The sequence below is a fragment of the Flavobacterium sp. MFBS3-15 genome (assembly GCF_026107645.2).
Lineage (GTDB): Bacteria > Bacteroidota > Bacteroidia > Flavobacteriales > Flavobacteriaceae > Flavobacterium.
Map to the genome: position 1 here is coordinate 58,925 of NZ_JAPCHV010000017.1, position 19,446 is coordinate 78,370.

Sequence of the window (19,446 nt, forward strand, 5' to 3'; positions counted from 1 at the left end):
GTTAAATTTATTTAGAGTTCGTTTAATAATTCTGATAAGGTAATTCTAAAAGCCTTAGCTATCTTTTCAACAACCACCAGGGAAACATTTCGTTTGCCACTCTCAATACCAGGTATATAAGTCCTGTCTAAATCTGAAAGTTCAGCGAGTTTTTCTTGAGAATAACCTTCAGCGATTCGCAGCATCTTGACTCTCTTACCAAATTTTGCCTGAATATTTTCCATTTTACCAAATTCGCCCTAAGTAGACGATTGTACAATAGACGACTGTCTACTTTAACAAGTAAAGTCACTGCATATAATCCGTTGAATTGCGGAATATTCCTGCACTATAAAACTTTCTGCGACGGTGGGTATCAAGTACTGCCAATAAAAGACGCACCATTTTTTTTGTTTAGGGAGAGATAGATATTTGCCTCTATCCTAGATTCAGCAGATAATTAATAACTATTAATTCGGTAAATGTTATGAGGAATCAAAACAGAAAATTACTGTTTGCAGCAGCCATGCTGCTAGCAGTAACCGGAGCTTTCGCCCAGGGCGACGGCTCTGCAGGTATTACGGAAGCGACACAGATGGTCACTTCGTATTTCGGCCCTGCCACACAACTCATTTATGCCATAGGCGCGGTGGTCGGTCTCATCGGTGGCGTAAAGGTGTACAACAAATTCAGCAGTGGCGACCCCGACACCAGTAAAACAGCAGCCAGTTGGTTTGGCGCCTGTATCTTCCTAATTGTCGCTGCTACGATCCTGCAATCCTTCTTCCTGTAAATGGACATTATGAACAAGTATAATATCAACAAAGGGATTGGAAGGACGGTGGAATTTAAAGGCCTCAAGGCACAGTACCTCTTCATCTTTGCCGGAGGGCTGCTCGGTATACTGGTGCTGATCATGATCCTCTACATTGCAGGGATTAGTTCTTTCGCCTGCATTGGACTTGGAGTTGGTGGCGCCTCAATTCTCGTTTGGCAAACCTTTGCCCTGAACAGGAAACATGGCGAGCATGGGCTTATGAAGCTCGCTGCCAGGAAACGGCACCCCAAATATATCACCAGCGGCAGGAAGCCAGGCAGGTTTATCAGGTCCAACCTTAAAAAAGAGCAACCATGAGGAATACTTCGAAAAAAAGGACACTTGAAGAAAAGTTCCCGCTGCTGGCTGTCGAGGAGAATTGTATCCTGAGCAAAGATGCCGATATCACAGCCTGCTTTACGGTGCAGCTGCCGGAACTATTTACGGTTGCCTCATCGGAGTATGAGGCCATCCATGCCGCCTGGCATAAAGCAGTCAAGACATTGCCCGATTATTCGGTGGTGCACAAACAAGACTGGTATATTAAGGAAAGCTATACACCCGACCTTGCAGAAGACGGACTGAGCTTTTTGGGAAGGTCATACAAGCAGCATTTTAACGAGCGTCCGTTCCTGAACCATTACTGCTACCTGTTCCTGACCAAGACCACGAAGGAGCGCATGCGGATGCAGAGCAATTTCTCATCGCTATGCCGTGGCAGGCTGGTGCCTAAAGAAGCCCGTGATGAAGAATCGGTGCACCAGTTTATGGAAGCCGTGGCGCAGTTTGAACGTATCATTAACGATTCCGGGCTTGTCAGGATCACCAGGATGAGTGAAGAAGATATTGTAGGTAGGGACGAACGACCGGGCTTGTTGGAACAATACCTGACCTTATCCACCGCAGAAGCCGAGCCGCTACAGGATATAGCGCTGCACGGGGAAGAGGTGCGTGTTGGCAACAAGAGACTGTGTGTGCACACCTTATCGGATCCTGATGACCTGCCAAGCAGCGTCAGTGCCGATACAAGGTTTGAAAAGCTGTCGACGGACCGAAGTGACTGCCGGCTGTCGTTTGCCGCGCCCGTGGGGCTGCTTTTGGGCTGCAACCATATCTACAACCAGTACTTGTTTTTGGACAACAGCACTGACAATCTCCAGAAGTTTGAAAAGTCCGCCAGGAACATGCACTCCCTGGCGAGATACAGCCGCAGCAACCAGATCAATAAGGAATGGATTGAGCGCTACCTGAACGAAGCCCATTCGTTTGGCCTATCGAGCATCCGTGCCCATTTCAATGTGATGGCCTGGTCGGATGACCCGGCGGAACTCAAGCAGCTCAAGAACGATACCGGGAGCGCGCTGGCACTGATGGAATGCAAGCCCCGGCACAATACCACCGATGCGGCCACCTTGTACTGGGCGGGCATCCCCGGCAACGCGGGCGACTTCCCCAGCGAGGAAAGCTTCTATACTTTCATAGAACCAGCACTGTGCTTCTTTACTCAGGAAACAAACTACCGGGATTCCCCGTCGCCTTTTGGGTTGAAGATGGCTGACCGGCTGACTGGTAACCCCATCCACCTGGATATATCCGACCTGCCGATGAAAAAAGGCGTTATTACCAACCGAAATAAATTCATATTGGGGCCTTCGGGGAGCGGGAAATCATTTTTCACCAACCACATGGTGCGGCAGTACTATGAGCAGGGTGCCCATGTATTACTGGTTGATACCGGGAACAGCTATCAGGGGCTTTGCGAACTTATCCACGGAAAGACTAAGGGAGCGGATGGGGTGTACTTTACCTACACGGAAAATAACCCAATTGCCTTTAACCCCTTCTATACGGATGATGGCGTATTTGATATTGAGAAAAGGGAGAGCATTAAGACCCTGATCCTGACATTATGGAAGCGGGATGACGATCCACCGACACGCTCGGAAGAGGTGGCACTTTCCAACGCCGTAAGCGGTTATATCGGGCGTATCAGGCAGGAGGAACACCCTTCCTTCAATGGCTTTTACGACTATGTGCGCAACGAGTACAAGGCGGTGCTGGAAGACAAGCAAGTCCGGGAGAAAGATTTCGACCTCGCCAATTTCCTGAATGTCCTGGAGCCTTATTACAAGGGCGGCGAATACGATTACCTGCTTAATTCCGAAAAGCAGCTCGACCTGCTGTCGAAACGGTTTATCGTGTTCGAGATTGATGCCATTAAGGACCACAAGATACTGTTCCCGATCGTGACGATCATCATCATGGAGGTCTTCATCAACAAGATGCGAAGGCTCAAGGGCCAGCGCAAGCTGATCCTGATCGAAGAAGCTTGGAAGGCCATAGCCAAGGAAGGTATGGCGGAATACATCAAGTACCTGTTCAAGACGGTCCGGAAGTTCTTCGGCGAGGCCATCGTGGTGACGCAGGAAGTCGACGACATCATACAATCGCCGATTGTAAAGGAAAGTATCATTAACAATTCGGATTGTAAAATATTGCTGGACCAGCGCAAGTACATGAACAAGTTTGACGACATACAGGCCATGCTGGGGCTTACCGAGAAAGAAAAAGCGCAGGTGCTTTCCATTAATATGAACAACGACCCGTCCAGGCTCTATAAGGAAGTTTGGATCGGGCTTGGGGGCACCCAATCGGCGGTATATGCCACTGAAGTGAGCCTTGAGGAGTACCTCGCTTATACCACAGAGGAAAGCGAAAAGATGGAAGTGATGGAACTGGCCGCGGAATTAGGTGGCAACGTAGAGCTCGCCATCCGGCGTATCGCGGCACAGCGCCGAGAGACATAATTACAATAATTTAAAATCAATACTATGAAAAGAGCATTTTATTTGGTGTGGGCTGCCCTGTTACTGGCAGCCGCACCGGCAAAGGCGCAATGGGTGGTAACCGATCCGGGCAACCTGGCGCAGAGCATTATCAACACCGCTGACCAGATCATTGAAGCCTCGGCAACGGCGAGCAACACGCTGGACAGCTTTAAGGAAGTGAAAAAAGTGTATGAGCAGGGCAAGGAATATTATGATGCCCTGAAAGCGGTGAACAACCTCGTAAGGGATGCACGCAAGGTACAACAGACAGTATTGTTGGTCGGCGATATTTCGGATATGTACGTCACGAATTTTGGTCATATGCTGAACGACCCCAACTTTAGCCCGCAGGAGCTCAACGCCATAGCTTTTGGCTATTCCAGGCTGCTCAACGAAAGTACGGAACTGCTCAACGAGCTGAGCCAAATCATCAATGCCTCGTCGCTTTCCCTTAACGATAAGGAGCGTATGGACGTTATTGAAAGGGTATACAACGAAGTAAGGGACTACTACAACCTGGTCCGCTACTACACCCATAAGAATATTTCAGTCAGTTTTATAAGGGCCAAAAAGAGGAACGATACCCAGCGCGTTTTGGAACTCTACGGAACCTCCGGCCAAAAATACTGGTAAGCCATGGTGCTGCAAATTGAATTCAGCAACCTGCACGAGATGCTGCGCGCGCTCTATGATGAGATGCTACCCCTCTCGGCCGAGATGGCGGCTGTCGCTAAAGGGCTTGCCGGGCTGGGTGCGCTGTTCTACGTGGCACTGAAAGTCTGGCAAGCGCTCAGCCGTGCCGAACCGATCGATATGTTCCCGCTGCTCAGGCCTTTTGCTCTGGGATTGTGTATCATGTTTTTCCCCACTATGGTACTGGGTACGATGAACGCGGTGCTAAGCCCGGTGGTTACCGGCACGCATGGCATACTGGAGGGACAGGTACTGGACCTCAATGCCCTGCAGGCGCAAAAAGACCAGCTGGAGCATGAGGCGATGCTGCGCAACCCCGAGACGGCGTACCTGGTGTCGGATGAGGAGTTCGACCGGCAGCTCGAAGAGCTGGGCTGGTCACCTTCGGATCTTGCCACCATGTCAGGGATGTACCTGGAGCGAGGGATGTTCCAGCTGAAACAGGATATACGCAATGCCTTCCGGGAACTTCTGGAAATCCTGTTCCAGGCAGCGGCACTGGTAATTGATACCATCAGGACATTCTTCCTGATTGTGCTGTCGATATTGGGACCTATTGCGTTTGCCATTTCGGTTTGGGACGGCTTCCAGTCGACCCTGCACCAATGGCTCACGCGGTACATCAGCGTGTACCTGTGGCTTCCCGTTTCGGATTTGTTCAGCGCGATGCTGGCTAAGATACAATCCCTTATACTGGAGCGTGACATCGAACAGCTTTCCGACCCCACTTTTATCCCGGATACTTCCAATGCGGTGTACATCATTTTTATGATCATCGGCATTATCGGCTATTTTACCATCCCGACGGTAACGGGCTGGATCATACAGGCCGGCGGAGCCGGGAACTATACGCGGAATGTCAACCAGGCGACCCAAAAGGCGGGCAATATTGCCGGCGCAACCACGGGAGCTGCTACGGGAAATATCAGCGGGAGGCTTATGAACCAATAACTTTTAAAACGGAATTATGGAATTTAAAACCTTACGGAACATAGAGAACAGTTTCCGGCAGATCCGGCTGTATGCCATTATTTTCTCTACGGTGTGCCTGGGCATCACGGGCTATGCGGTCTGGGAGTCCTACCGCTTTGCCCGCGAGCAGCGTGAGAAGGTGTATGTACTGGACCAAGGCAAGTCGCTGATGGTGGCCCTGTCGCAGGATGCTGCGGTAAACCGCCCGGTGGAGGCGCGTGAGCACGTCAGGCGCTTCCACGAGCTTTTCTTTACCCTCGCACCGGATAAGGCTGCGATTGAGAGCAATATGCGAAGGGCATTTAACCTCGCAGATAAAAGTGCCTTTAATAATTACAAGGACCTTGCAGAAAAGGGCTACTACAGCCGTATCATCTCCGGTAATGTACAGCAACGCACCGAGGTGGACAGCGTACAGTGCGACTTTGACCGCTACCCGTACAAGGTCCGGACCTATGCCAGGCAATACATCATCCGTTCCAGCAATGTTACGCGAAGAAGCCTTATAACCTCGTGCCTGCTGGTTAATTCAGTGCGGTCCGATGAAAACCCCCAGGGCTTCACGATGGAGCAATTTCGCGTCTTGGAGAACAGGGATGTGGAAGTTGTGGAACGCTAATAAGAGAGCAATGAAAAAGCTTCAATTATCAATGGAACCATGGCTCGACAAATTGGACAGCCAATGGAAGCAGCTGCCGCAGGATCAAAGGAAGCGTGTGGTACTGTATAGTTTCGCAGGCTACCTGATCATCATGCTGGCAGTACTTATACAGGTTATCATGCAGGTCGGGCAACAAAGGGAAATGCCTGTTACGCACATCACGAACCCCTTAGCAAACGGCATGGATAAGGGGACGGAGGTAAAAAATACGAGAGAACTTAAAAACGGAAACAATGAAAGAGAGTAAACAAGCAAAAGGCCACTTTTTGGACAGCGGCCAGCCTGCCGGAGAAGGGAATCACAACAGGATTAGCAAGGAGAAGCTTAAAAAGCCATTGGTGTTCAGTGTAATGGCCATTCTGTTTATAGCCTGCCTATATCTCATCTTCGGCGGGGATTACGAGCAACAGCCTGCAGAGGCTGTTGCGATCGGCATCAACGACGCGGTACCGCAGGCCACGGAGGACGCACTGCCCGCGGATAAGGGCAAGGCGTACGAGCAGGAAATGCTCAGGGAAAAGGAAAAGGCCAAACGTGAAGCGCTGATGACCTTATCGGATTACTGGCAGGCCGACAGCACTGCAGGTGCGGCTAAGCAGCCTGACCCGGAGGAAGCACCGGATATTCCCATGCAAAGCAGGAGAGCTAACCCTGCGTTGGGCAGCTACCAGAATATGCAACGTTCCTTAAGTAGCTTCTACAGGGAAAACCCCGAGCAGGAAGCCTTGCGTAAGGAAAATGAGAAGCTCAGGGAGCAACTCGGGCAGCAAAGCCAGTCCCGCAACGGCTCGCTCGACCGGCTGCAACTCATGGAAAAATCGTACCAGATGGCAGCGAAATATTTCCCAGGAACAGGAGGAAGTAAAGACAGTGTCGGCAAAAAAGCCGAAGAGAAAGAAAACCGCAACTATCTGGAAGTGCTGCCGGCAAAGAAGGCTATAGTATCCCGCCTCGTCCAAAATGTACCTGATTCCCTGGCGTTACAAAAAGCAGCCCGGGCAATGCAAAGTAATTTTTATAATGCGGGTAAAGCAGCCGCTATGGTACAGCCTGCCAATTCGCTCAGGGCCTGTGTGCACCAGACGGTAAAAATAACCGGCGAGGGGACCGTGCAGTTGCGCCTGTTGCAGCCTGCAAGGCTTGGAGGTGTCACGCTTCCCGCAGGGTATATTGTAACAGCCACAGCGGAATTCCAAACCAGCCGCCTACAATTGCAGGTGGTATCCCTTGAAACAGAAGGCAGGATCATACCGGTAGACCTCTCGGCCTATGACCTTGACGGGCAGAAAGGACTTAACCTGCCGTACGCAGCGGAAGTAACCGCAGTAAATGGCACACTTGCCAATATGGGTAACGCTGCCGGCGGCAGCTTCACGATCAACCGTAATGCCGGGCAGCAGCTCACCTCAGATGCCACCAGGGGGCTACTACAGGGCATCTCCGGCTACTTTTCCAAAAGGGTAAAGCCACAAAAGGCGAACCTTAATGCAGGCTACCAGGTGTTCCTGGTATCAAAAGAAAAATAACTAAAATAAAAATCCAATGAAAATACAACAGTTTACCATCGCAATGCTTGTACTGCTATGCGGTATCACATATAACACGCAGGCACAGGTACACCCTGATGAGGTGATTGCCTTAGGGAAAGTGGAGCCCTATGCCATAGAAGTAACCTATGAGAAGACCTCCCATATTATTTTTCCCTCCGGCATCCGGTATGTGGATATGGGCAGCGACAATATTGTCGCGGGGAAGGCGGAAGATGCAGATAACGTACTGCGCGTGAAAGCGGCAGTAGCCGGCTTTCCAACCGAATGCAATTTCTCTGTAATTACAGAAGATGGGCAGTTCTACAGCTTTGACGTGTGCTATAGCGACCATCCGGTGATCTTGGGCCATAACCTTTCTAAAGGTATGCGGTCATCTTCAAGGAAAGAGGCTGCTGACATACGATTTGAATCGCTCGGCACAACGCCGGCAACGCTGACAGGTCTACTAATGGAGGCGCTCTATAACAAGAATGCAAGGCAGTTGAAAGCCAAATCCGAAGGTTATGGTATTACTTTCTCACTGCGGGGCATCTATATACATGGAGGCAAGTACTATTTCCATATCCAGACTGAAAATACCACACATGTTCCCTTTACGCCGGATTTTATACGCTTCGCTATTGTTGACCGCAAGGTGGCCAAGCGCACCGTAGTCCAGGAACGTACCCTGGAACCGCTGCGTTTGTACAAGCCACTCCTTACTGTTGAAGGCCACAGTAAAGAAAGGAATGTGTACCTGCTGGATGTCTTTACCTTAACCAAGGGGCAGGTACTGGAAATCGAAATGGTCGAGAAGAATGGCGGGCGCGGGCAGCGGCTAAAAGTCAGGAATGCCGACCTTTTAAAGGCAGAGCCCCTGACAAAGCTCCGGCTGAAATTCTAAGTAGGCAATCACCGGTGTAGCATTGCACATCTTGTCAAAGGTTGCTATCTTTGTGTAAATATTGAAAATCTTAAAGTGTTTTTGCTTTTAAGTCTCGTCACTGAAAACTGGTAATTTTTAAAGACTTCGAGGCTAAGTAGAGACGCTCATGCTACGGCGTGGGCGCTCGCTTATGCGAAGTCTAGGTATACCAGTGCCTCAGTGTCCGTAAGTGTGGTTGCCTGCGCCTATTTTTTTGGCCTGTCAATGCCACTTACCGCATTGGTTACCATTTAAAGATCAGGCCATGGCATATACTGTATCTAAACTTCACATGAAGCTTTCTGAAAGTAAATTTTCATTCAGCCAGAGGATGCTCTCCTTTTTTGAAATGGTTGAGGTTTCCTCGGTTGCTGAACTAAGTGCAATCCCATTGCAAAAAATTACCTGTTTCAAAGGTTTTAAAACTAAATGCAGACAGGAGTTGATCGCTTTCATTGAATTTGAAGGTATCGCGGAACTTTTTGAGGGTTACCGGACCTGGAAAGAGCAGCAATGCGATCAATAAAATTGGACATCAATTCCCGTGCGGTTGTGAGTCACGAGGTAAATAAGTAAAAATTGAAAATGCTACCAGCAAGCCCTTAACATATGACAACTGCTTATACTAAATTCGAGTTTTCATAAATGGAAAAACACAAAGTATACGATTGCGATTTTAAAAAGAAAGCAATACAACTGGTACATGCAACGAATCGTTTTAAAGCTGCTAAAGAACTTGGCCTAGCGCATGCGATCGTTTATAGATGGTATGAGGCCTATAAAAAATTTGGGGAAGAAAGTTTTTGCGAAAAAATAATCAGGAATCCTGAGCAAAGAAGATTTTCTGAACAAAAAAGAAAGCTTGAAAAAAGACTCAGGGATTCAGAGCTACAGGTTGAAATTTTTAAGAAGGCAAGTAAACATATCGTTGGGGGGAAACCTATGATCTTCCACTTTATTGAGGACAATTTGGACAAGTACCCATTATGGAAAATGTGTAAAGCTTTGGGGATATTAACGGGCACGTATCATAAATGGAAGAGCCAGGCAAAGTCTCCAAGGCAACGACAGAGCCTTTTGTTGGAACAAGAAGTAACAGCTGTCTTCTATGAATATAAGGAGCGGTATGGCAACATAAGGATTTCGGAAGAATTGAAAAGCCGGGGCATTAAATTATCACCAGCTCAGGTTACATTTTATATGAAGAAGCTAGGCCTTGTGAGTAAGCTGAGTACCAGCAATAAATCGAAGTATAGTTCATTATTTATTCCTTACAATCCCTGTATTTTCCCTAACATTCTAAACCGGCAATTTAACGCTGAAAAACCTGATCAGGTTTGGGTCTCGGCTATAACGGGCATTCAAACAGTAACAGGGCTTTTATTCCTAACAATTATTATGGATTTATTTGACGTGAGAGTAATTGGATGGAGCCTTAGTGAGGGACGGACAATAAAAGAAACGTCGCTACCCGCCTGGGAAATGGCAGTTCAGGGGCGCAAAATAGAGCAAAAATTAGTGTTTCATACCGACCGTGGGCCGCAATATGCCAATAAACTATTTACCCGTAAACTGGACTCTTATAAATGTGTCACGAGGAGTATGAGCCGTAAGGGAAAATATTTGGATAATGCTGTACCAAAGAACTTTTTTAATTCCTTTAAGTCCGAACTTTCACAATCAGGCAATGCTGTGACAAAAGAGCAAATCGAAGAAGCATTGATAGCCTTCTCCGGAAATTATTCCAAATAAACACATCGGGTAAAAATCAACACCTTTCAGATGATAAAAAAATATGACCGTGCTTTTAAGGAGTATGCCGTTAAATTAAGTTATGAACGAGGCAAGGGACAAATTCTTATTATTGAACGCGAACTTGGAATTACGCCAAGTTGCCTTAACAGATGGCGGCAGGACTTTGTAAAATATGGGGCAGGAAGCTTTTGTGGACCGGGTTACTTAAAATTAACGCCCAACCAATCTGTAGTAATTGAACTCGAAAACAAAATTAAAGATTCTGAAATTGCTTTGGAAATTTTGAAAAAAGGCACCGGACCTGTCATTCAGGGAAAAATTGCAACCAAAGAATTTATTGAAGCGAATAAGAGTAAATTTTCAATTTTAAAGATGTGTGCTGTATTGGGCGTGTCGCGGACTACCTATTACCGGAGAAAAAAGCAGGAACTGTCCGATACGGAATCCCGAATAATTTTAATTAAACAGGAAATTGTATCCATATTTAATGAACATAAACAAACCTATGGATGCGGAAAAATTACAAAAGAGCTTCATAAGCGGGGCTTTAGGATACAGAGTTCACAGGTAACCCTTTATATGAAGATGCTTGGCCTCCGCAGTAAGACTAAAAGGAAATATCAACCGACCACCGATTCCAATCACAACCATTATATATTTCCAAATGTTTTAAATAGGAAATTTGTTGTTGATGCGCCTGCCAAAGCCTGGGTTTCGGACATTACTTACATTCAAACGGTCAGAGGCTTTGTATATCTTACTATAATTATGGACCTGTTTGACAGAAAAATTATTGGGTGGAGCCTGAGTAATGGAATGACCACTAAAGAAACTACCTTGCCTGCTTGGGAAATGGCGGTTAGTAACAGGAAAATTACGGAGGATTTGATTTTTCATTCCGATAAAGGTGTCCAATATGCCAATAAGATGTTTTCTAAGGCCATAAATGCCCACAAGTTTGTCAGGCAAAGCATGAGTCGCAAACAAAATCATAATGATAATGCTGTCTGCGAAAGTTTTTTCAGATCGTTGAAGTTGGAATTAATTAATGGAACTACGCTTTTAACAAGAAAAAAAATGAGAGACGAAGTATATGATTACATTGAAAACTGGTACAATAAAAAACGGAGGCACTCTTTTTTAGGTTATAAGACAATTGAAGAATTTAATAAAATACACAGTTTGATCTGAAGTTTTAGCGGTCTAAATCAAATACTGCTGTTGCCTGCTGGGGTGCTCCGCTTAGACAGCTTAAGTTGTTTCAGAGGCTTTAAAACAAAGTGTATGTTTTATCCAATACAAAATAGTGAAAGTACATTTGAAAGATTTTATCGGATTAAAGCGATAGGCCAAGTCCGAATGATATAAGCCATGCTTCTTATTAGCAATTTAGATTATTGTGAGAAAAATATTAGTACTAAATCGATGGCTCGTAACAATATATTTAAGTTTTTGTTTAATATTACATTCGTTATGAGTATGTTACCAACCTCACAAAAACGTACCTGTTATGTACCTTACTAAACTGCTGATTAAGAGATTTCGTTCAATACACGAACTTGAAATTCAATTTAACAAAGGGGTGAACATTATTATCGGTGAAAATAATGCCGGTAAAAGTGCTATTATAGATACCCTGCGCATCTGTTTAAGCCTTGGTAGGCAATGGCGCGATATCGGCGTTCGAAATCCGGAGGATTTTTATGTTGAGCGTAGTGTTATTTCCGACCTGACTGAGCCTATTGAGTTCGTGTTAGAGTTTAAAATTGAGTCTGCTGAAGACAGTACATTGTTTCATTCGCTGCTTTGGCAGGATCCCGCTGACACAACAAACATCTGCCTGCGGCTTAATTTTCGGTACGAAATAGACTTAGATGCATCGGGTAATCAAAAATTAAGGTGGAACATCACCGGGGGGCATGACACCGCCGTGAATATGCAGGAAATGCAGCAAATTTACTATTCGTACCTCGAACCATTACGAAATGCAGAACAGGAATTGCGACCCTATTCGCAAAGCAACAAGGTAACTTCCCTGTTTAAAGATATGACAGAGTATGAAAGGGATGTTGCAGGCGTACCTTCAAAAGTAAAACTGACACCAGAGAAAAAGATAGAATTAGCAGGGGCAATTGAGGCGGTGCTGCAAAATGAAGATTGGACAGGTTTGATAGGAACGGGCCAAACGTTCATAAATTCGCATTTGGAAAAAGCTGATATAAAGAGAAGGGAATCAAAAGTACACCTGAAATTGCTCGAGTACAAATATGAGAGTATCGTAAAAGGGCTTCTTACTAGGAAGCAGGTTTATAATGCTGACGTGCTCGGTGCGAATTTACAAATGCAAAAATTTTTTGACGTAGACCAAAACGGGCTTGGCGAGAATAATATTATTCTTGCGGCTACCGTATTAGGAGATCTTAGTAGCAGGAGGGCACAAAAGATTGAACATTATTATGCTTTATTGATTGAAGAGCCTGAAGCACATTTACATCCACAGCGTCAAAATACTTTTTTTAATTATCTGAATTCCTTGCAGGGCTTAGGAATACAGATATTTATAACATCGCATTCACCGACAATTACCGCAAAGTCGGATTTGGATAATCTACTTATAGTACAAAAATCTGACTCTTACAAGACAACTGTTTTTACACCCCGAATTTCTGGACTTACGCCGCAAAATAAGAGTTACCTGAGGAAATTTCTTGATGTGACCAAATCGCAGCTTTTTTTTGCGAGTGGCGTAATACTTGTTGAAGGTATTTCGGAAGCCCTGCTGCTGCCTATTTTAGCAAAACGGTTGGGTGAACAGTACGATTTAGATAAGAACGGGATTGAGATAGTAAATATAAACGGAGTAGCATTTGACGCTTTTGCAAGGTTGTTTAATAACGACAACTTTCCGGAGCGTCTTGCAAGCCATTGCAGCCTTATTACCGACGATGACCGGAGTATTGTAAAGGAGGGTGACTTTAAAGACGACGGACAGGGCATAACTAAAAGTATGGCAACGATGATATTTGCAGAGCTAAAAAATGCAGGCCATATTGATAGTTCCAACCGGATTATAAATTTTGACTCTGCGGGTTCGTATGCCCTGCCGGGTTATGAACACCACGAGACTCATATTAAGGCCGTTCTCCAATCCAAATATGATGTTATTTCGGCGAGGGCTTCAAAGGCAGCTTCACTAAGGAAACATCACCTCCACGTCGAACTTGCCAAAAACACATTCGAATATGAATTAGTGTTTGCAAGTGCAGAGAACGCTGCTATTATTGCACAGGCTTATAATGCGATGCACTCCGCCAATTATGTTACCACAGCGCATGGAATTGATTCATTTTGCAGGGATCTGCTTAAGAAGTTAAAGTCAAATAAGGACAAATCTGAATTGGCCGAAAGCCTTGTATACCTCTTGGAAGGCGATCCAGCCTTGAATGCCAATTTTAGCGTACCTGTTTATCTTCAAAATGCCATTAAATGGGTAATCGACAAATCACTGTAATATGTACGGTCACTTATCAGAAAATCAGCAAAAAGTGCTAAACTTCGCAGATGGTGCAGTTGTCGTAAAAGCATGTCCTGGAAGTGGCAAAACGTACTCGATTGCTGCCCGCATCTCAAAATTATTACGGGACAGCCAGGGAAAGGACATCCGCCTTGGAATTACCTCCTTTACCAATACCGCTATCTTTGAAATTGAAGATAAACTGGCGAGTGAGTTCAATACGCACATACCCCTGATGCATCCTCATTTTTTGGGTACGATTGACAGTTTCTTAAATACATTCGTGTTTTTGCCTTTTGGTCACCTGGTAATGGGTTGCCCATCGCGTCCGGAATTGATTGGGGAACCCCATGGTCATTGGAACATGAAGCGGTATGCACTGGACTATGACCAGTATTTTGATAAAACATCCTTTAACCTTGTAGGAGAGTTAATACCTCTTGCGCCTTACCAGGCATTTCATTTTACTTGGAATTATCACAACAAGAACGGAAGCGTGAATGGCAATATCGCAAACATAATTAAATCAAAGCAGGCTTTATTTAAAAGAGGTTATGCGAATCAGGCCGATGCCAATTATATTTCCTTGAGAATATTACAGAAATACCCTTTAATCAGGCGGAACCTGGCCGACAAGTTTACGCACCTGCTGATCGATGAATGCCAGGATACTACAGAGGTGCAAATGGCAATAATAGACCTTTTATATGAAGCAGGATGTCACAACATAATGCTTGTTGGAGACCGCGACCAGTCCATATTTGAATGGAATGATGCGAAGCCCGAACTTTTTGATGCTAAATTCAATGCCTGGGAAAAAATCGTGCTTGACCAAAACCGAAGGAGTTCACAGCTTATCTGTAATTTTTTTAAGAATCTGTCATCCTTTGACCATATAACAGCCGTGGCAGAAGGTATCCACGATTATCCTGCAGTACCTGAAATACTAAGTTATCGGATAATTAAGAAGGCAACAAAAAAAGATCCCAAGGTAGTAACAGAAGAGGAAAGTATACAGAGTTTTACCCTTACCCTAAGTGCCTTTCTCGATCAATGCCGTGAGGCAAATATAACGATTGACAAAGAGAGTGTTGCTGTACTTTATCGCGGTTCATCAAATGGAAAATATCTTGGACTTGGAAAGAAGGAACCGGTTTTTGGAGAAAGCCCTTGGATTGCAAATAATTACCATGTAAGGTCGGCTATAAAGGGAAAGCATCTTTATGAACACGGTAATTTTGCAGAGGGGTATAAGTTTATGGAAAAATCATTGTTAGAGGCTTTAAACAGTGGTGGCAATAGGCCATTTCACTGTACCCAAATATTTGTCAGTGACCTTGTGGACAGAGTAGGTTTAAGAGCACATAGGGAAAAGGTTTTTAAATTTATCTCCTGTCTCCCCTCGACTCAAGGTGTTACAATTGCTGCATGGACAAACCAAGCCAATCAGTCGTTATTGGCTATGGGATATACTTTCACACTAGCTATTGCAGACCAGTTCGGACACGTACTTATTGACCATTACTTTGCAGAGGATAGTAATAGCGACAGGTTACATCCTTTTTATTTTGGTACGGTGCATTCTGTTAAAGGTAAGACTTTCGAAGCAGTATTGATGCTACTGGGAAGAAAAGCTTCCCAGAAGAATTACCAAACCATTTTAGAAACTCCGGACGAAGGCCTTACAGCTAAAGATCGTGAAGAAAAGCGCATTCTTTATGTTGGACTTTCCAGACCGAAAAAGATAGTAAAAATGGTCGTGCCGGAATCCGATAAGGCGATTTGGGCTGCCCTCTTACAAAAGTAGTCGGAGATAATGAAACTGTTGAATTGTTAAACACCCTATAGTAAGTCGTTTAACTGTTTATAAAGTGAGGTGATCAACCTAAACGATTAGTGTTCAAATGCAGAGATATCTGATATATCTGGTGACAAAATACGCGCCCTCACGGTAAATGCAGCAGGGGTTTCCCCGATGCTGTTACCGTGAGGGCGCATCCGCTTCCAAACCGCAAAAAGGCGTTCCCGACCACAGGGAGGGATTGCCTTTTTGCGCCGGGGTGCGGAATAATCAGCCAACCGGTAACGGTTGGCTGCGAAAATTCCCCAAATTCACAAAGAAGCCCCTCTCAAGGGTCAGCCCCTGTCTTATGAACTGCCACAGAAGGCTGCACCCCATCTGCGCCAGTACGGAGTTGATAAACAAGTCCTGCTTTTCGAGTGCTTCGGCAAGGGAACAGCTTGGCAGGTCTTCGCTGTCACCCTGCCTGAGCAGTTCGGCATATTCTGCCGTAACCTGTGGCAGGCTGCCCACAGGCACAAACTTATCCGATGAAGGTTGTTTGATGTTGCCAATGGTTGAGAGAACAACCTGCCCTGTGTCTTTGCTGTTGCCAAAATCCATCCAATATCGGGGCGTATCGGCTCGGTGGGAGCTTAAATCCAAATCATTTAATACTTCGGCTATCACGAACCGTGCCGCTGCACTGTCCACGCAGGAAATATAAATTGTATTCCTGCCTGTGGCAATATCAGGAGTAAAAGGTTTTTCAATGGCTTTCCATGCCGTGCCGAAAAAGCGGTTGGTACGTGTAATTAGGGCTGTGGCTTTGGATAAACCCACTTCACCCTCGGCAAATAATTGCCTGCCACGGTTGGCATCGGTAATTACATCATCATCCCAAAGACTGACCTGAAAGCCTGCATGCCCCAGCTGTTGCAGGCTGTGTGACATCCGTGCCAGTGCGGTCAGCACCTGTGAGCCTGTACCGCCTGCCCCGATAAGGCACACGCTTATAGGATTGGTGGGATTTAATAGTTCGGGGGCTATAAAGTGGGCTTTTAATTTCGTTTCCATTACAACAGGTTTTTAAGGGTTAGCGGTGTAGGTCTTAGGGTATCGGTCGGAAATTTTTTTTCAGGGTCTGCCATCAGTTCCTTGTAAAGGTTAAACAGGTTAACTGCTACGGGGTTGTGGTCATTGATGTGGTGCGAAAAATAGCTTTCAAAAAAATACCCCTGCCATGCGTTAATAAACTCCTCCAAGCTGGCAGCGGATTTTATGGCAACATTGACATTACCCATACAAACATAGCCTTTTTGGTAGAGGTTAAAGAATGGAGCATAATGTAAAGGGGTTTCGGCTTTGGGTTTGGCTGTGCCTATAAGCGCAAAGATTTGCAGCTCTTTTTTATTGGCTTTCCACACCAATGCAGGCAGGGCAACCGTGCCGTTTTCCAATCCAAGGCTTTCGGCAAAGTACAGTGTTTGCCGTTGGGGCTTGGTGTACCATACCACACTGCCGTTATCGGACGGGTCAAGGTGCAGCATATTATCAGGCAGTATGCCCTCGGGGCGCAGGAAAGCCTTGCCTGCCTGCTCACGGGTATCTAGGGCTTTGGCTAGGCTTTGCGCTTCCCTGACCGTAAGCGGGTGTGGGTTTATAGGGCAACCCGCTTCATCCATATCGTAATATTCGATATAAGGGGCAGTAAAACCATTTGTGGTAAATACCACAAGGGCGGCTTTAGGATGGTAAAGTTGTACGTTCGTTGCCATAATCATAGTTGTTTAAGAGGTAGCACAATTCATTTAAAAGCGGGAACAGGCGGCATTCAAAATCAAGGTTGTCTGTGTCCTGCGGTTGCCAGTCAAAATAGCGTTTCAGGACAGGCTCCTGTTTTGACACGCTTTCATTAAAGTAGGCGTTAACCGACTGTTGTACGTTTTCATACAGCCACCCATCAGTACAGGCGACAAAACCGATGTATTTTTCCATTGTAATACATTCGTAATCATCATATCCGTCATCCTCGAAATCAGGCAGGCAGCTTGTGTCAGCATGCGTATAAATTGAGGTTTCAGGATAATGCTGCCACAGGGCGTAAAATTTTTGGGCTATGGCGTGGCATTCCATGTCCAAATCATCACAAGGCGTAAAGGCTTTTAGCCACTCACCGAAGCGTTCAAGGTGTATGGAATTCCACAACCTGCGCAGCATTGTTTCACCGTAATGCAGGGCAGCCCGTAACTGGCTTACATAGTCGTAATAATCTTTCTGTTCCCAGTCATCGGGGTCACCTGTTACCCATTCCGATACCATCTCGTACTGCCAATACAGGAAGCTATCTTCTGTGTAATAAGGAATGTTTGCTGCGTGGTACAAGTAGCTGAAAATACAGAGCAGCAACCGTGCTGCTTTTCGGTGTTTCTTATCCTGCATCATGTAATACACGGGTAGCACGGGAATGTAAAATAAGGTATTGCCCGTATAGCACGTTTCAGTTGCCTGCACTATGAAATTTCCGTTATCTTCCAACACTTCCATTTCAATATGCTGCGGATACTTTTCGTTGAGCAGCCTGCCTGCTTCGTACAGGGCAACTTCCCTGCCATAGGGATAGGCATACCCTTTGGTGTCAACAGGGTTTATACCATAATGGTTGCACAGCAGTGCGAAGCTGCGATAAAAACTGTCTTTCCCGTTACCGCCTGCGACTGCCTGCCCCGTGTAGTGGGGCAGAAAACGGGTTTTCAGAAAACCATAGGCAGCAGCCTCGCAGGGGCTGACCTCGGGCGGTCGGCAAGCACTTCGGCGGTGTCTTTCCTGCGCTGCAGGTTTATCAGGAACTCGCCTGCATTTTTGTGCAGTAGCTTTTGCCTTTTGTTTTGGGGCAGCCGTAACTGCCCCGTTAGTATCTTTTGCATAATCCATAACATTAGGTTTAGTTATCCTTTTGTCCCCATCGTGGTTTCAAAACGGTACTGTACAGTATCATTGGTAATTTCAGGCCCTACCGCTTTTGCGGTGGTCAGGCTCGGGTAGGTATTCGCATAGAAATGCATCACGGCTTCTACGCTCCATTTTGGGTCGGGGTCAGTAAGGGCACTTTCATTGCCCTTATCCTTCATCAGGAATACCCTCGGCATCAGTGTGGTCTGTAGCATCTTGCTCGGTTTTAGGTTCAACATTGTTTACTGCTGTGGCAGGCTGTTCAGTCCTAAACAGGTCGGGGCTGAATTTAGCCGACAGGCTTGCCCTGCGGTTGCGCATTTCCTCGGCTTTGTCGGGGAACTCGGAAGCCTGTGGCACTTTTATCCATGCTTCCCTGTATTTGCCTGCTGCTTCGAGTTTATCGACTCCCGCCATAATCACTTTGTATTTCATTTCTTTGATTTCTTCGGGCGTGGTGGGCTTGTCAGGTTTATCGGCTTTGTCCGCCTTTTCGGTTTTCTTCTTTTCCATCGCTGCATTTTTCCTGGCGGTTTCCTGCCCTTTAAGGTACTGCTCCATGTTCACGAGCAGTTTGGAGGTTTCAGTTAGCGGTATGCTAATGGCATCAAAGAAGCCCTCACACAATTCCTTTGCGCTGCCCTTTAGTATCAGGGGCGGTATATGGTTTTTGGCGGCATCCCCGCAACCGTCATTTTGCAGCAGCACGGAGGTGGTCAGTTGCTCGCCGTGCTTTCTTATGGTAATGTTCAGGCAGCCCTCGAACGGGATGGCTGCGATATGGGCGAAAAAATTTGTAACTGGCATAACGTTTTATTTTTTGGGGTTACGTTTCGGTTCGGGATTGCTTTCGATTACCCTTTTAATCAGGTTCAGGGCGGTTGCTATGTCAAAGGCATCGGCTGCGCTCATGGCGACATAATCAAGCCTTTCCATAATTGGCAGCACTTTTTTTAAGGTGGTTACTGCCTTGCGTTCTGTGGTTTGTGCTAATACGCTCATAACAATACATTTTTAAGCAGCCCCGCAAAACAGGGCTGC

At 46.0% G+C, this 19,446-nt stretch carries 21 protein-coding genes; 14 read left to right on the plus strand and 7 right to left on the minus strand.

The features are described from left to right. Nucleotides 1–11: 11 nt before the first annotated feature. Complete coding sequence (locus OGH69_RS14690) at nucleotides 12–224, minus strand: helix-turn-helix domain-containing protein (RefSeq protein ID WP_265175242.1); 213 nt, start codon at nucleotides 222–224, stop codon at nucleotides 12–14. A gap of 242 nt (nucleotides 225–466) precedes the next feature. On the opposite strand from OGH69_RS14690, the gene OGH69_RS14695 reads away from it, so the two are divergent. The 14 genes from OGH69_RS14695 to OGH69_RS14760 all read left to right on the plus strand — a co-directional run bounded on the left by OGH69_RS14695 (nucleotide 467) and on the right by OGH69_RS14760 (nucleotide 15,480). Then, entirely contained in the window at nucleotides 467–772 is a 306-nt protein-coding gene (locus OGH69_RS14695; RefSeq protein ID WP_265175243.1) for a DUF4134 domain-containing protein, read from the plus strand. Between the two features lie 9 nt (nucleotides 773–781). Continuing rightward, complete coding sequence (locus OGH69_RS14700) at nucleotides 782–1,114, plus strand: DUF4133 domain-containing protein (RefSeq protein WP_265175244.1); 333 nt, start codon at nucleotides 782–784, stop codon at nucleotides 1,112–1,114. After that, the gene (locus OGH69_RS14705; protein ID WP_265175245.1) at nucleotides 1,111–3,603 is read left to right on the plus strand and encodes a TraG family conjugative transposon ATPase; all 2,493 of its coding nucleotides are present in this window, start codon (nucleotides 1,111–1,113) and stop codon (nucleotides 3,601–3,603) included. The genes OGH69_RS14700 and OGH69_RS14705 overlap by 4 nt, the downstream gene beginning before the upstream one ends. Before the next feature lie 24 nt (nucleotides 3,604–3,627). Next, a complete protein-coding gene (locus OGH69_RS14710) occupies nucleotides 3,628–4,257 on the plus strand; it encodes a DUF4141 domain-containing protein (protein ID WP_265175246.1) in 630 nt (209 codons plus the stop codon). 15 nt (nucleotides 4,258–4,272) lie between these two features. Beyond that, a complete protein-coding gene (gene traJ / locus OGH69_RS14715; RefSeq protein WP_265175298.1) occupies nucleotides 4,273–5,268 on the plus strand; it encodes a conjugative transposon protein TraJ in 996 nt (331 codons plus the stop codon). Nucleotides 5,269–5,284: 16 nt separating this feature from the next. Continuing rightward, nucleotides 5,285–5,908, plus strand: coding sequence for a conjugative transposon protein TraK (traK, locus tag OGH69_RS14720; protein WP_265175247.1), 624 nt, complete (start codon nucleotides 5,285–5,287; stop codon nucleotides 5,906–5,908). A 10-nt stretch (nucleotides 5,909–5,918) separates the two neighbouring features. Beyond that, the gene (locus OGH69_RS14725; protein WP_265175248.1) at nucleotides 5,919–6,197 is read left to right on the plus strand and encodes a hypothetical protein; all 279 of its coding nucleotides are present in this window, start codon (nucleotides 5,919–5,921) and stop codon (nucleotides 6,195–6,197) included. Continuing rightward, nucleotides 6,184–7,476: a conjugative transposon protein TraM gene (gene traM, locus OGH69_RS14730; protein WP_265175249.1), complete on the plus strand. Its 1,293-nt coding sequence runs from the start codon at nucleotides 6,184–6,186 to the stop codon at nucleotides 7,474–7,476. The genes OGH69_RS14725 and traM overlap by 14 nt, the downstream gene beginning before the upstream one ends. A 16-nt stretch (nucleotides 7,477–7,492) precedes the next feature. Further along, a complete protein-coding gene (traN, locus tag OGH69_RS14735) occupies nucleotides 7,493–8,383 on the plus strand; it encodes a conjugative transposon protein TraN (RefSeq protein ID WP_265175250.1) in 891 nt (296 codons plus the stop codon). A gap of 286 nt (nucleotides 8,384–8,669) precedes the next feature. Further along, on the plus strand, nucleotides 8,670–8,930 hold the full coding sequence (locus tag OGH69_RS14740; protein ID WP_265175251.1) for a hypothetical protein: 261 nt from the start codon (nucleotides 8,670–8,672) through the stop codon (nucleotides 8,928–8,930). A gap of 119 nt (nucleotides 8,931–9,049) precedes the next feature. After that, entirely contained in the window at nucleotides 9,050–10,156 is a 1,107-nt protein-coding gene (locus tag OGH69_RS14745) for an IS3 family transposase (protein WP_265175252.1), read from the plus strand. Between the two features lie 30 nt (nucleotides 10,157–10,186). After that, nucleotides 10,187–11,350 carry an IS3 family transposase gene (locus OGH69_RS14750; protein ID WP_265175253.1) on the plus strand — a complete coding sequence of 388 codons (1,164 nt, stop codon included), beginning with the start codon at nucleotides 10,187–10,189 and terminating at the stop codon, nucleotides 11,348–11,350. Nucleotides 11,351–11,669: 319 nt separating this feature from the next. Next, on the plus strand, nucleotides 11,670–13,670 hold the full coding sequence (locus OGH69_RS14755) for an ATP-dependent nuclease (protein ID WP_265175254.1): 2,001 nt from the start codon (nucleotides 11,670–11,672) through the stop codon (nucleotides 13,668–13,670). 1 nt (nucleotide 13,671) lies between these two features. Continuing rightward, complete coding sequence (locus OGH69_RS14760) at nucleotides 13,672–15,480, plus strand: UvrD-helicase domain-containing protein (RefSeq protein WP_265175255.1); 1,809 nt, start codon at nucleotides 13,672–13,674, stop codon at nucleotides 15,478–15,480. 264 nt (nucleotides 15,481–15,744) lie between these two features. On the opposite strand, the gene OGH69_RS14765 is transcribed toward OGH69_RS14760, so the two are convergent. From OGH69_RS14765 to OGH69_RS14790, 6 genes are read right to left on the minus strand one after another with little or no spacing between them, the layout of a single operon-like run. Then, nucleotides 15,745–16,530 (minus strand): PRTRC system ThiF family protein, encoded by a 786-nt coding sequence (locus OGH69_RS14765; RefSeq protein ID WP_265175256.1) that lies wholly within the window; start codon nucleotides 16,528–16,530, stop codon nucleotides 15,745–15,747. Next, nucleotides 16,530–17,231, minus strand: a complete 702-nt coding sequence (locus OGH69_RS14770) for a PRTRC system protein B (protein ID WP_265175257.1) — start codon at nucleotides 17,229–17,231, stop codon at nucleotides 16,530–16,532. The genes OGH69_RS14765 and OGH69_RS14770 overlap by 1 nt, the downstream gene beginning before the upstream one ends. Beyond that, complete coding sequence (locus OGH69_RS14775; RefSeq protein WP_265175258.1) at nucleotides 17,200–18,387, minus strand: hypothetical protein; 1,188 nt, start codon at nucleotides 18,385–18,387, stop codon at nucleotides 17,200–17,202. Before OGH69_RS14775 ends, OGH69_RS14770 begins: the two co-directional genes overlap by 32 nt. Nucleotides 18,388–18,401: 14 nt before the next feature. Next, a complete protein-coding gene (locus OGH69_RS14780; RefSeq protein ID WP_265175259.1) occupies nucleotides 18,402–18,620 on the minus strand; it encodes a PRTRC system protein C in 219 nt (72 codons plus the stop codon). Then, a complete protein-coding gene (locus tag OGH69_RS14785; protein ID WP_265175260.1) occupies nucleotides 18,574–19,212 on the minus strand; it encodes a prtrc system protein e in 639 nt (212 codons plus the stop codon). Before OGH69_RS14785 ends, OGH69_RS14780 begins: the two co-directional genes overlap by 47 nt. 6 nt (nucleotides 19,213–19,218) lie before the next feature. Further along, nucleotides 19,219–19,407: a hypothetical protein gene (locus OGH69_RS14790; protein WP_265175261.1), complete on the minus strand. Its 189-nt coding sequence runs from the start codon at nucleotides 19,405–19,407 to the stop codon at nucleotides 19,219–19,221. Nucleotides 19,408–19,446 lie beyond the last annotated feature (39 nt).